Origin of the sequence: Intestinimonas sp. (assembly GCF_026169115.1) — a bacterium.
Taxonomy (GTDB): domain Bacteria; phylum Bacillota; class Clostridia; order Oscillospirales; family Oscillospiraceae; genus Intestinimonas.
The window spans coordinates 1-12613 of sequence record NZ_JAPFEA010000119.1 but is presented as its reverse complement, the minus strand read 5'-3'; the positions used below and the strand labels follow the sequence as shown (position 1 = coordinate 12613).

10 protein-coding genes and 1 pseudogene are annotated in these 12613 nt (G+C 56.6%); all 11 read right to left on the bottom strand.

Features of this window, described 5'->3' with window-relative positions; translation table 11 throughout:
* Positions 1 to 2618: glycohydrolase toxin TNT-related protein (locus Q0Y09_RS10340; protein ID WP_297721099.1), on the bottom strand; the 2618-nt coding region annotated here is incomplete at its 3' end.
* Between the two features lie 114 nt (positions 2619 to 2732).
* A complete protein-coding gene (locus Q0Y09_RS10335; protein WP_297721097.1) occupies positions 2733 to 5354 on the bottom strand; it encodes a molecular chaperone in 2622 nt (873 codons plus the stop codon).
* 27 nt (positions 5355 to 5381) lie between these two features.
* Positions 5382 to 6062, bottom strand: a complete 681-nt coding sequence (locus Q0Y09_RS10330) for a hypothetical protein (protein ID WP_297721094.1) — start codon at positions 6060 to 6062, stop codon at positions 5382 to 5384.
* Between the two features lie 18 nt (positions 6063 to 6080).
* On the bottom strand, positions 6081 to 7382 hold the full coding sequence (locus Q0Y09_RS10325; RefSeq protein ID WP_297721092.1) for a hypothetical protein: 1302 nt from the start codon (positions 7380 to 7382) through the stop codon (positions 6081 to 6083).
* Between the two features lie 16 nt (positions 7383 to 7398).
* Positions 7399 to 9288 carry a hypothetical protein gene (locus Q0Y09_RS10320; RefSeq protein ID WP_297721091.1) on the bottom strand — a complete coding sequence of 630 codons (1890 nt, stop codon included), beginning with the start codon at positions 9286 to 9288 and terminating at the stop codon, positions 7399 to 7401.
* Positions 9285 to 10130 carry a protein phosphatase 2C domain-containing protein gene (locus tag Q0Y09_RS10315; protein ID WP_297721089.1) on the bottom strand — a complete coding sequence of 282 codons (846 nt, stop codon included), beginning with the start codon at positions 10128 to 10130 and terminating at the stop codon, positions 9285 to 9287. Before Q0Y09_RS10315 ends, Q0Y09_RS10320 begins: the two co-directional genes overlap by 4 nt.
* 21 nt (positions 10131 to 10151) lie before the next feature.
* On the bottom strand, positions 10152 to 10658 hold the full coding sequence (locus Q0Y09_RS10310; protein WP_297721087.1) for an FHA domain-containing protein: 507 nt from the start codon (positions 10656 to 10658) through the stop codon (positions 10152 to 10154).
* Positions 10659 to 10698: 40 nt separating this feature from the next.
* Complete coding sequence (locus Q0Y09_RS10305; RefSeq protein ID WP_297721085.1) at positions 10699 to 11265, bottom strand: FHA domain-containing protein; 567 nt, start codon at positions 11263 to 11265, stop codon at positions 10699 to 10701.
* A 28-nt stretch (positions 11266 to 11293) separates the two neighbouring features.
* The gene (locus Q0Y09_RS10300) at positions 11294 to 11719 is read right to left on the bottom strand and encodes a DnaJ domain-containing protein (protein ID WP_297721083.1); all 426 of its coding nucleotides are present in this window, start codon (positions 11717 to 11719) and stop codon (positions 11294 to 11296) included.
* A 190-nt stretch (positions 11720 to 11909) separates the two neighbouring features.
* Entirely contained in the window at positions 11910 to 12341 is a 432-nt protein-coding gene (locus tag Q0Y09_RS10295; RefSeq protein ID WP_297721081.1) for a membrane-associated protease 1, read from the bottom strand.
* A gap of 24 nt (positions 12342 to 12365) precedes the next feature.
* Positions 12366 to 12613 (bottom strand): annotated as a pseudogene (locus Q0Y09_RS10290) (membrane-associated protease 1); the annotation flags it as partial.

Genomic DNA, 12613 nt, shown 5'->3' with positions numbered 1-12613 from the left:
GGTTTATATACTACAAATTGCTCGGCTCCACCATTACTTCCAAACCACGGCGCAGCCCTTCCAGTAGTCATTTTGTAGTCTTCTGTTAATTGATAATAATGAACTGGTGCATCCTCACTATGTGGTGCTAGAGCTCTTGCTTCAAATGTATCTGTAGTATTTCCTAAAAATTCACCACTATTTTCACCATATCTTTTGAAAATTGTGTCTTGTGGAATTACTGATTCAATTTTAGTCCCATCTAAAAAACCGTCATTTATGGGCCAATGTATCGCTCCTGTAGATTGATCATAATATACAGGATTGTCATATACCTCTTTATATTTCAAATATAGTTCGTCTCTGGGTTTATAGATCCAACCGTCAATTTTAGCCCTATCCACCGCATCTATCAAGGTGTTAGGACCAATTTCATGATGCGAATTGTTACCAGTAGCAGGTTGTTCTAGTGCCTGTGAGGGTCGCCTTGCATCAATACGGTGAGCACTATCTACGGCTGTATCAATAATGTCATCTGCTTGCCCTTTGAAATCAAGCGGCGGCCCTTCCATGGCCAACACAGGCGCATATGGATCTTTGGACAGATTATCTATCTGCTGCGCCAGATTGTCAAGCGTATTGTCTAACCGCTTCCCAATATCTCCAAGCACATCATCAACATATTTTGTGGCATTATCAACCATACCACTAATCGCTTGGCCGCCGCGTTTCAAAATAGGAAGCAAGTTATCTCCGATACCAAAAAGACCCGCAGACGCGATAAATGCAAAGATCAGATCAGTTCCAGTGGTTTCCTGGCCCATGATCGTATTCTCGATCAAGGTTTCCAACACACCACTACCACCAACAATCCCCATCTTCGCGAAAAGTGCGGCTCCGGCAGGGATGGCACCTTCTACCATTGCCCCAACTCCGCCGCTCACCGCTCCAGCGACAGCCCCCATGAGCCCCGTTATTATGTAGGTTCCTACACTGGACACTGTCCCTGATGTGTAATCCGATATGGCCTGCCCGATAACTGCTGTGGAACCCACCGCTATAGCTCCAACTACAACAGGGGCACCCAGGCCAGCGGTTCCTACAACAAATGCCACAGCGGCCACAACCGCCAGACCGGCCACCACATTTCCAATCAGTCTGCCCCAGTCAAAACTTCCCTCCTGCGGCGCATCATTACAGGCTTCAAACGTCTGCTGGTTCCGCCCCTCCATGTGTGTATAGCCAGTGGAAAGCAAATCGTACTGGTTGGACTGTACCTGAGTGGATTCCATCTCCCCACTGAGAGCATTTCCCTTTGCCATCACAATCTCGCCCATAGGGGCGGCCCCAATAGCAGATTTTGCGGATATGGAAACCTTCTCCTGCGCCACAATTGTGATTTTCTTATCCGTGGAGAGAGTGATCCCAGTCGCATCCTCCAGCTTGACTGTTCCATTGGCTCCACCCAGCAGGGACATTACATCCGGATAGAGATTCATCTCCTTGCCGTGCTCAGTGACAAAAGACCGCCTGGACGGATCGCTCATCCGGTCGCAGCTCGCCCCGTTGGTACGCACGCAGTTCACCGCCATGGCCGCCTGCTCGTCATAGTTGGGAAAGTAAAGGGATACCCTGGTGCCCGCCTGGGGCATGCAGTACATCATATTCCCCGTCTCAGGACGCCAGGTGTAGGCGTAGGGGCCACCCGGGTTCCAACCCTCGTCGATGTTCAGCTTCAGCCGCACCGTCTCCCGCTCCGTGGACAGCACTTCCCCCAGGATGGTCATGCCGCTGATCTTCTCATTGTACTGCTTTCGTCCCCAGCCCAGTCCCAGCTTGCCCAGGCGGTAGATGAAGGTCAGTTCCCCGCGCTCCAGCTTCGCCCACTTCTCGCAGATCAGGAACTCCTGCCCCTTGAACACCGTGTACCAGCCCAGGTCGCACAGTTGGCTGCTGGGCACATCGTAGTAGAGGAAGTCCGCCCGCCGGTAGCCCGCTACCGGGCCGCCCAGCTCATAGTACCGCTGGCTGATACCGGTGGTGTAGCAGTCCTCCGGGAAGGCGCAGGTGAACGCCCGCTCCGGGAACCCGAACCAGATGCGGGGATAGGCGTAGTGCGTCTCCGGCACCACCACGCCCCCGCACCAGCTTGCCATCCGCTTTAGAAACTCCCAGTCCGTCTCCCGGTACTGGATCACCGGCACCCCCAGGGGCTTGTCCTGGCCAATGGTGGAGATCACAGCCCCGTCCTCGTACCCGGACGCCACCCGCTGGGCCACCTGGCTGTAGGTCTGCCCCACGTCCTGAAAGCTCCGGTTCTTCTTCACACGGTCCATCAGGATGGTGCCGCTCTGGAGTTCGATGTGGAGGCGGTTGTATCCGCCGTAGGTGACAAGGCCGGCAGTGCGGATGATCCCGGCGAACAGTGGCTGTTCCACACCGGACTCGTCCCGGGCCATGATGACCTGCTCCCGGCCCGCCACCGCGCCCTGGAGCTGTTCCAGGGCGTCCTCCCCGGCCTCACCCTCCACCACGGCCCAGCCGTGGTCGTTTACCCCCACATGGAGCGTCAGGTCCGTCAGGTGCTCTATGCGCAGCGCCCCCGTCAGGCGCAGGCCCGTGTAGTCGATTGTGACCATTACAGATCATCCCCTTTTGCGGTCTGCTACTATCCTGCTATTTTGCCAACTGGTGCGCTTTCCACCGGCCAGCCCAACGCACTTATTGCGGACAGAGCTGGCCGACCACGACTCTTATCTTGTCCCGTCAAAGAAGTTGGTGACCCAGCCCTCCGTCTCAAAGCGGAAGAACTGATCCGGCCCGAGTTGGAGCTGCCCCTCCCGGCGCAGCACCGGCACCACCGTAAAGCCCCAGCGGTCTTCATCTGCCAGGATGAAGAATTTCAGCTCCCGGTCCACAATATCATCCAGATCATCCTGACGGATCTGCCCACTGTACCGGGCCACAATCTCCTCCGCTTTCTGGTCTTTGAACTTGTCCGGATCACAGGAGCAGTTGTAGATGTACCGCTGCCGCCCCTCCAGGTCTTTCAGGTAGAGCTTGAGCGTGAGATCGGCCATATTGCGGGAGATAAAGCCGCGGATCTTCTCCCGGTCCAGGCTGTGGATCAATGTCACCTCCTGATTGGTATGGGTGAAGGCGGTGACCACATAGGGGAAGGCGGCCTGCTCATGGTTAATGCGCACGTCAGCGTACCCAAACATCTTGTCTTTCAGATACTCAATGGCACCGTTCAGGCAGATCAGCTTCAATTCATAGTCGTGCTCCTGGCCCCGGTCGCTTCGGGAGGTCTTGATGACCTTTCCAGGAATGAACTCCTTCAGCGCATCCCGGAAGATGTCAATCTTGCAGGATTGCCCGGTGAGGCGGAGGATGCTGTACTCCGGAAGTTCTCCGGATTCGTAGGGGCCCTCCATAAACTGCCTGACGATCCCATAGATGTCCGCCCGCAGCAGAAGGTTGAGGGCATAGATATTGATGTAGGCGGTGGGCACATCCTTTAGCGCCTCCAGCACCCCCTCCTGCTCCTGATAGGCGGACAGTTTCCAGCGGTCTACCAGCATACACTTTGTGGCCGGCTCCTGAACCGGCACACTGGATACGGCCATGCGCAGGATATTGGCATGGCTGTAGAAGCTGGTCTTAATCCGCTCCGCCGTCTCAAATAGGAAGTAGAAGTTGTTCTTGACCGCGTAGTAGTCCGCCCGGCTCCTGTGCTCATAGTCCCGGAACCGGGTGGGGATCACCCGCTCGGCCTGGGCGTAGGCTTCATCCAGGGCTGCGTAGACGCTGTTCACGCCCTGGCGGTCTACCGTACGGAACACATCGATGTCAAGCGCCTGAATGATGGCGTCGGCATCTGGGAGGTCTTCGCTGGTCAGCTGCCGTGCCAGGGTCAACTTCAGGAGCTGCATCACACGGAAGGTCAGGTTATTGCCTCCGAAGTCGGTATTCCCGTTCTCATAGGCCGTGGCGATGTCGATCTGGTAGGCCACACGGCGGTCTGTGATTCGGAAACGGCAGGAGGACAGATCCGTGGTGCCGCCGCCGCAGTCGATGATGAGTGCACGGTAGATGGCCCCATCCTGATACTGCTTTTCTTTAATCAGCGTGGAGATGGTGTTGTAGAGGACAGCCACGCCCTCATCCAGCATATTTTCACTCTCCAACCGGTACTCTGGCAGGAGTTCCTGGAACAGCTCCACAAAAAGGGGCTTCTGCTTGACCGGGGCGGAGATATGGATGGATTTGAAGCTGCACTTGAACCGCTGCCTGGCGCACTCGATCACATACTCCAGGTAGGCCCGGATGATCTCCTTGCGCGGGACAAAGCTGCGGTGGCCTTCCCGGTCCACCACCTCTTCCAGCCGGTCGGCGTCACCCACCCACCGCTTCAGGTCGTAGAACACGCAAAATCCCTCGTCGATGTAGCTCAGGTGGAACAGCCGGTTGGCCTCATAGCCGAACCGGTACTGTATATCCTCTCCCCTCACCCCTACCACCGCCACGGCGCTGGGCAAAATGAGGGATTCCGCATCCTTGTGTTCTACGTCCAGATGGGGCACATAGTTGACCTGATCCCGCTTAAGGATTTGAGAGATAGGATCGCCGGAGAGCTGTTCAAAGTAGGCATTGTCCAGATAGACGCCGGCAGTGGTGTTGGATGAGCCGAAGTCAATAGCCAGAGGCATCCGGCTCTCCAGCAGGGACCGCACCTCGAAATTCAGGACAGAGACTGTGCGGAAGGTCAGGTGCTCCGGGACAATGGGGGTGTCCCCTTTGTAGATGTGGTAGAGTAGGTCGGACTGCCGCCGATCCATACAGTAAAGTGTGTAATTGCGTATGGCGGACTCCCGGCACGTCATATTGGCGGACTTGGTAATGAACAGCTTTTCCGGCTCGCTCTGATACGTCCGCAGGTTGAAAATGGCACAGATCTCCCCGCCGCTGACCAGCAGCGCATTGGTGTCCGCCAGATCCTGATGGTAGCCAATGGTGTAACGGTCAAAGTATTCTACCGAAATGCCGTTATACACAATCAGTTTGGCGCAGCCCTGCAGGACGGTGTTCTGCAAATTCAGCTTGGCAGTGGAGAGCAGGGCGTTCAGCCGCTCCATACCATCCTCAGAGTCCTCCGTGATAAACAGCCGGTCGGCTCGCCCGCGAAAGCGCATGATCTCCCGGATCAGCACATCCTTATCCAATGGGGCGTGGATACCGTTGATGATGCGCTCCCGGTAGCAGATGTCCCGGAGCTGATGGGTCGTCATCAGTTCCAGCTCCTCCCGGGTGTAATAGCGCAGCTCCTCTTTCTCCCCCACGTTTCGATTGTATGTATAGGAATACTTGCTCAAATTCCACACCGCCTCTGTCTGATCTCGTCAGTAAATCTCAATCTCGTCCAGCACCAGCGTCTCGTCCACATCCCAAACGCCAAAGTGCTTTGTCCAAAAAATCCGTACCTGGTACTGCAAAGGGAGGAACAAATCCTCCAGTAGCTGTACAGTCTGCCGGTCGGCGCCGGCCAGCCCCAGGTAGAGCAGGAGCTGTTCCGGATGCGCCTTGAGCTGATAGAGCATGGCGTCCGGGTAAAAATAGGTCATAGCCTTGCGGAACATGAGCAGGGATGAGCCTGTCTCATACTGCATAAGGAGCAAAGAGGCCACCCCACGCTGCCGGTCATCGGAAAGGGCCTGAAGTGCCTGCGCCGCTGGGCCGCCAAATTCTCCGGCCAGCAGATCGCAGCGCAGCTTCTGCACATAAAAGTCCCGCTTGCTCAATCCCATCATAGTCTCCTGTGCCGCCAGGACATGGATGCCGGCGTCAAAGAGGAACCGCAGATACTCAGAATCCCCCATCTCATGCAGCAGTTCCTGAAAGATGGAGGAAAAACGGTACAGGCTGTTGATCTCCACAACCGGCCCGGACGCCATGCTCTCATTCAGACAGGGAAAGGACTGCTCATACCATGGACTGCACTCCTTGGCTTGGGCAAAAAACAGATTCTCGTCCGGTACGCCGCCCTCCCGGGCCCGCAGTAATATCTCCCAAATATAATTCATCGTGCAACACCCATCCGCCTACGTATCCAGAACCCCTACACAGACATATTCGGGGAAGATCTTCTGGGCCTTGGTCACTAGGAAACTCACAAGATCCATGTTCAGGTAATGATCCGGGTCGGCCGCGGCAAAGTGGAGCAGCATCGTCTCGCGGGCGCTCTTTTTCCGCAGCTCATCCGTGATAAACTGGTCCATATCATAGCTCTCCGCCTCCGCCGGCAGCTGGGCGCCCAGCTCGGCCCGCTGAAAGGACACCACATCGCTGTAACCATAGCTCAGGATGGTATGCCTCAGTTCCCCCAGCGTCTTTATGCCCTGCTGGTAGAATATGCCCAGATTGGACGCAAAGCTGTCCGCCGGCTGGTTGACCAGGGGCGGGTATTCATACCGGAGTTTTTCCGTGTCCTGATTGACCTGGATCAGATTCCAGGCCACCGGTCCCCGCTCCTGGCAGGTAATGAGCATATCGCCCCGCTCCATCCGCACGTTTCGCAAAGGACGCTCCAAGTCGGCCACCAGGTAATGACAGCCCGGCGCCAGGCGGTGGGCGAAAATGCGGTGCTCACAGTGGACATGATCGGCGCAGGGTGAGGGGTACATACTGGTGTTGACCTCTATCCCCGCCAGGTTCCAAAGCGGGACCATGCCCCGGTGCAGGAACGGATCATAGGCGCCAAAATCCACGGATACGGACCGGATCTCATCTGTACTGTCCGCCTCAAGCCCCTCCACATCGGATACAAAGACATCGAACATTTTATAGAGGTAGGCCGCGCAGACTGTGGCCCAAGGGATGTGGTTGGCATGAAACACCTGATAAAGCCTTTCCACGCGCTCCAGATACCGGCGGCTCCTCCGGACAAAAAAGGTTGCGGGAAACGTCCCCTTATCCGTTGTCACAGCGCCTTGGTACAGCGCGCCATCTTCCGCAAACTTCCGCGCCTCCCGTGTGTTTTGACGCAGGAACACCCGTTCCACCGCCGCCGGAGCGTCCGAGCGCAGGCATTCGGCAGCCGTGGGACGCGCCGAGGCGATGTCCTCCGGGCAAATCGGCACCAGGAAACTGTCACTGGCATCGTACAGCTCGCGCTCTGTCACGCCGATGTGGATCGCAAAGTCATTTCCACAGGGCCGCACCTCAGATAAGACTCGCTGCTCAAGCGCACTCTGCGCGTCGATGAGATATTGAAACAGCTCGGCCATCATCCCATCGGTGATCTGACGGTAGAGGGTTCGTTCCTCCAGGTTGTTGATCTCCAGCGCCCGCTTGTGAACATAATCCCGCAGATCGAAGCCGGAGCCAAATATGCTCTCTCCCATTTCAGCACCTCACCTTTTATCCTACCGTGTCCGGTGCAGGGCTCACAGAAGTGCTCGGGACAGGGGAAGGGCTTTCCGGAGCCGGTGTACCCGCCTGCTCATCTTCCTCCCGTTCTGCCGCCTCCCGTTCCGCTGCCTCCCGCTCCGCAGCTTCCTGCTCGCTGATACCCATTGCAATGACTTCCAGCCGGCGTGTCACCTCGGATAGCTTGGCATCATTGCCCATCTGGGCATAGACATCCCTGGCCAGGAGATAGTATTTCTTCGCCTGGACAAAATTACCCTCAGAATACGCCGTCTCCGCCTGACTGACGTAAGACTCCGCCTCTGCCACCAACTCCGCCTGTGCGTTTTGCTGGACAGTGATGGCCGCCAGCTTCGCGGTCAGAGCATCGATCTGCCCCTGATCCTCCAGCTCCGTATATTTCTGCAGAGCGGTGGTATAGAGTGCGCGGGCGCTCTCATAATTCCCCTCGGCCAGGGCTGCATCGCCCTCCGCCGCAATGCTGGCGGCGGAAGCCTGAGCCTCTGCCACCTGCTGTGCGTTCTCCGCGTCCTGGGCCTGGGCCTCCGCCTGGTCGGCATACAGCTTCTCCAAAGCAGCTACGGCATCGTCCCGGCCAGTGTCGAAGTAGATCTGCGCCGCCAGGGCCCTGGCCGCCAGGTACTGTTCCTCCGCCACCTCATACTGCATCCCTTGGGCCAGCGTATCCCCCAGGGAGATCAACTCATACACCGACATATATTGGCTGGTCTGGGCCAGACGCTCGTTGAGATAATCCACACCCAGGTTATCGGCATACCGGGCCCGGTTTCTGGCATTGAGAAAATGGCGCTGGGCGTCGCTGTACTGCCCGTTGGTCAGCGCGTCATCGCCGGCGATCACACTTTCGATCAACTTCATATAGTTGTTCGCGTCTGAATGGATTTCCTCCTGGTCCAACTTCTCTGCCAGGCCAAGGGCCTTCTGGCACTCCTCCCGGGCTCGAACATAGTTGTCTGCCTGTATATACTCAATCGCATCGTAATAGCTCTGCTCCATAGCGGCGATCTGCTTTTGGCGATTGCGATAGAGCACCGTCAGCACGATGGAAAGGACGATCACCACCAGGAGGATGGGAATAGCGATCATAATGGCCCGCTTGATCTTCCGTTTCCGGTTCGGATCGGTATAAACTTTATTAAAGAAGATCGTTGCAAAGGTATAGGAACCCAGGTCCTTCGGCTGCGGAGACAGCAGCAGATCCTCCACGCCGTCTACCGTCTCCTGGGGCTCGTCAGACGCATCCGCAAAGGCGTCTTTCAGAAGGCCATCGTCCACATGCTCCCACACGCCGCGGGTCAGCAGGGCGGCGGCGTCCGAGTCGGAGAGCTTGCATTTTTTCGATATGTAAGGGCGGAAATCCTTTTCCTGGCCCAAATAGCAATAGAGGTTGTGCCGCTCCTGGTGCTTGGCGAGCTTGTCCGGTTCCAGCTTCTCCGCTTTCACCAAGTCCATACTTAACGACTGGTCCTGGGACTGCAAGCGCAGGAACCCGTCCCGGTAGAGCCGCAGGCGGGCGTTGCCGGCCTGCCCATAGCGCAGCTTCGCGTAGTCAGTCACCAGCACAATCACGGATGCCTTGAGACGCATCTTGCTGTCGGCTGTGAGCAGGGCCCGGTTGGCGGCCCGGAGATAGCGCCTGATCGCACCTTTTCGGATCGAGGGCGATTCTGTAAACGCCGAAATAATGGTGTCAACTGCCAGCTTGGCACTCTCCCCGTCCACCTGGTCGTCGATGCCATCGGCGATCACATAGCAGGCGTACTTGTCCAGCTCCACATAACCGAAGGAATCGGTGTTTTTCAGGTTTTTGTCGGCCTCTGATGTGAATGCCGTCTTGAACGTTGAATTCTGTTTTCTCATGCTCCGCGTCCGCTCCCGTCCCAGCGTATCAGGATGATGCTGGCGTTATCCCTGTCCTCCGCCGTATTCTGATTGACCTTTTCGATAAGAGCGTAGGCCATGCTCTGGCAGTCCTCCCCGCCGGCAAGAACATCCTCGATCTCCTTCCAGGGGATCAGCTCATACAGGCCATCGCTCATAAGGACGATAATATCCCCCTTCTGCAACGCGATAGGGCGGTCAAAGATCTCAATATCCTTGAAGCCATCCTGCCCAAGGTAGTTATAAAGACGGTGGTTCTCCAGCATGGCCAGCGCATCCTCTCTGGAGAGCCTTCCAGTTTGGAAGTGCTCTTCCGCCAGAACATCCAGCGTATGCCCGGCGGACACCGGCACCAGGTCTCCGCCGCGGTAGACGCACAGCTTCACATTTCCCACAGCTGCATAAAAGAGCCAGTTGTCCTGGATCATTGCGGCACCCACACTGGCCGCGCCATACCCCTCGTCGCCAAGCTCCCGCAAAATGGCCCGGTTGGCCGCGTGGAATGCTTTGCGAAAATAGTATTGCGGGTTATCAAATGCGTTGTAGTCCCGGAAAAGATCCAAACAGGTTTCCACTGCTGTCCGGCTGGCGATACGGGCCCCGTATGTCTTCCCCATGCCATCCGCCAGAACCGCCAGCAGTCCGGCCGGCGTAGCCAGCGTGCCAACATAATCCTCCTGCACCTCACGCCCGCCAATGGTCATGGAGCTGCCCACATCCGGCCCGTGGTAGCGTCTGGCCCCACCGCCCATGGTTGCCCGAACGATGAGCAGGACCCCCGCTGCGATGCACAAAAGCATCAGTATTGCCTGCGGCGTCATATCCCCCGCCCCCTTCTCTCGTTACTCTGTTTTTGCACCCCACATAAAATGCTCGCCACAGAAGGGGAGAAACAGGAATTTGGACTTTCCCAGTTCGATCTCATCGTATTTATCCAGGACAGTGGAAGTGTATATTGCATTGCCATTGAGATAGACCAGGCCGTTGGAATCTCCAGGGAGCAAGACCGTTTCTTTCTTCTTCGGGTCGAACACGATCACCGCATGGTTGCGGCGTGAGATCTCATTATCCCCCAGGATCTGAATGTCCATATCGTCGGCACGGCCCACAAAATTCTTCCCTTGGACGATTTGATAATCTTTGCCCTGACGGGCGCCGTCAATGCACACGATCCAGCCGCAGACCGGCTTAATGTCCTCGCGGAACATATCCTCCTCAATTTCCACATCCGAACGCTGTGTCTCCCGTTTCTCCTTGGTTGCTGTCTCGACATTGCAGTAGGGGCACACCGTCCCGTACCGCTTCTTGCTGAAAACGTGTCCGTTCTGGCAGTGAATCAGATTTGACATGGTATCGCCATCTCCCTCATCTTAGAATCTATTCTTCTTATTATCGAACCATCAGCCTGACAAGGCCGATGTAGAGAATGTCGCCGGTAGAGAGCCTGCACGGCTGCCCAGGAGCCAGCTTATATTTCCGCTTGTCCTCTTTCTGGACGCTCACTCCATTTTTTGAATCCAGATCCTCCACATACCAGCAGCCGGCCGCATAATTCAGCGCCGCGTGCTCAATCTCCACCGTGCTGGCATAAGCCGAACTGGCAAGGTTGATATTGACCTGATTCTCCCCGGAATCCCTGCCAATGACCATTCCGGTCTTTCCGTAGAGCGTCCAAGAGGTCAGAGCCTGATCTTCTTCATTGAGCAGTACAATTTCGGTCAGCCGGCCCGAAGGCGGGACACTCCCCCCATCTGCTGGCCGGACAGGCGGCTCTGGCCCTGCCCGGCCATCCCGCACCATAAAAATCAGAAATACGACCGCCAGCAAAAGCCCCGAAAATACCAACGGCAGGCGATACCAGTCCTCAAGATAAAAATACCCAACTGAGGCGATCGCCCCTCCGACCAAGGCAAGCAGGAGGTCCACCACGCGCTTATTTGTCATCTTCAGATACACCCCATCTTGTCATCATCCGTGCCGCAGATCACTTAAAGCCCATAAATCGCTCAAACAGATCTGTGGTGTCCAGCGGGTTCCTCTTTTGCCCAGAAACTTTTTCCTCATCGAGCACCTGCCCGGTTGCGGGATCGAATCCGAAAAACTGAGCAAATCCACCCTGCATCTGTGAGAAGTCCACCGGACCGCCCCGTGGTGTGCGTGTGGCCGACCTAGCCTTGTTCGGAGCCTGATGACGCTGTGCTGGCTGCTGCTTTGCGTCATATTCCTTGCGTTTATCCGGGTCGCCCAGGACCTCATACGCCTCGTTGACCTCCTTGAAGCGGGTTTCCGCCTCTTGGTCGCCCGGATGGAGGTCTGGATGATATTTCTTTGCCAAGGCGCGATACGCCTTTTTTAAGTCATCCTGTGAGGCCCCCGGCTGCACACCAAGGGTTCGATAGTATTCATTCATGGTGGACGTTCCTCCTTGTTTGACTGCTTCCGGCCCTTATGAAAGCCTCCCCCGCTCACAGGCTGCCGCTTTCATAAAGGTCGCAAGCAGACCTTGTTAAGGAAAAAGGGCGCGCCCAACCAAAGTCGGACGCGCCCTCCCTCACGCGGACTGCCGCGCCGCAGTATGCAGCTTTCCGCTCTCAGAACGGTTACGCAGTGGCCGGATATCCTCCCTCAATGGTGATCCCGGCAATTTTGTCCTTCTTCTGTTTGACCACCAAGGAGAAGGTGCCCACACCATCACTGTCGCCGAAGTCCTCATGGTAGTTCACCACAAAGGCATTGGGGAAGTAATATTTCCGCTCCACGATGCCGGCCTGGATGATCTCCACCGTCACCTTCCGGTAGCAGGCGGAATCCTCAGCGGGTACCATGGACCACAGGCCCATCTGCCGGGTGGAATCAAAGGGGTCGCCGTCTACGGCGGTCAGGATCTTGCCGGAGATCTCCAGGCTGCTGCCCACGTCCTTGGTGCGGGCGTTGGAGTCCAGGGGAATGTCCGTTTTGTAGGTGACCTTCTTGACGCACTCCTTGGCGATTTCAAAGGAGCCCTGGCCCTCAATCGTTACTCTCAGAGACATATGTTACACACTCCTTTCCCTGTTTTAGGCGCTGAATTCGCCGTCGATGGCGACCTTGGCGGTCTGATCCTTCTTCTGCTTGACATGCAGGTAGAAGCTGCCTACTCCGGTTTCATCGTCCAGCTCCTCGGAATACTCCATGACAAACGCGTTGGGAAGGGTGATCTGACGCACCACCTGAGAGGCGGAGATCACGTCCACCTTGACCGTCCGGTAGCTGTCGGCAGACTCACTGGGGACCAGGCTCCACTGAGCCAGGTTCAGCGTAGAGT

Bases quoted from the DNA above. Each gene is read 5' to 3' on its own strand.
- Q0Y09_RS10300 (WP_297721083.1), bottom strand. From the start codon at position 11,719: ATGAATGAATACTATCGAACCCTTGGTGTGCAGCCGGGGGCCTCACAG.
- Q0Y09_RS10330 (WP_297721094.1), bottom strand. From the start codon at position 6,062: ATGAATTATATTTGGGAGATATTACTGCGGGCCCGGGAGGGCGGCGTA.
- Q0Y09_RS10310 (WP_297721087.1), bottom strand. From the start codon at position 10,658: ATGTCAAATCTGATTCACTGCCAGAACGGACACGTTTTCAGCAAGAAG.
- Q0Y09_RS10320 (WP_297721091.1), bottom strand. From the start codon at position 9,288: ATGAGAAAACAGAATTCAACGTTCAAGACGGCATTCACATCAGAGGCC.
- Q0Y09_RS10325 (WP_297721092.1), bottom strand. From the start codon at position 7,382: ATGGGAGAGAGCATATTTGGCTCCGGCTTCGATCTGCGGGATTATGTT.
- Q0Y09_RS10315 (WP_297721089.1), bottom strand. From the start codon at position 10,130: ATGACGCCGCAGGCAATACTGATGCTTTTGTGCATCGCAGCGGGGGTC.
- Q0Y09_RS10295 (WP_297721081.1), bottom strand. From the start codon at position 12,341: ATGTCTCTGAGAGTAACGATTGAGGGCCAGGGCTCCTTTGAAATCGCC.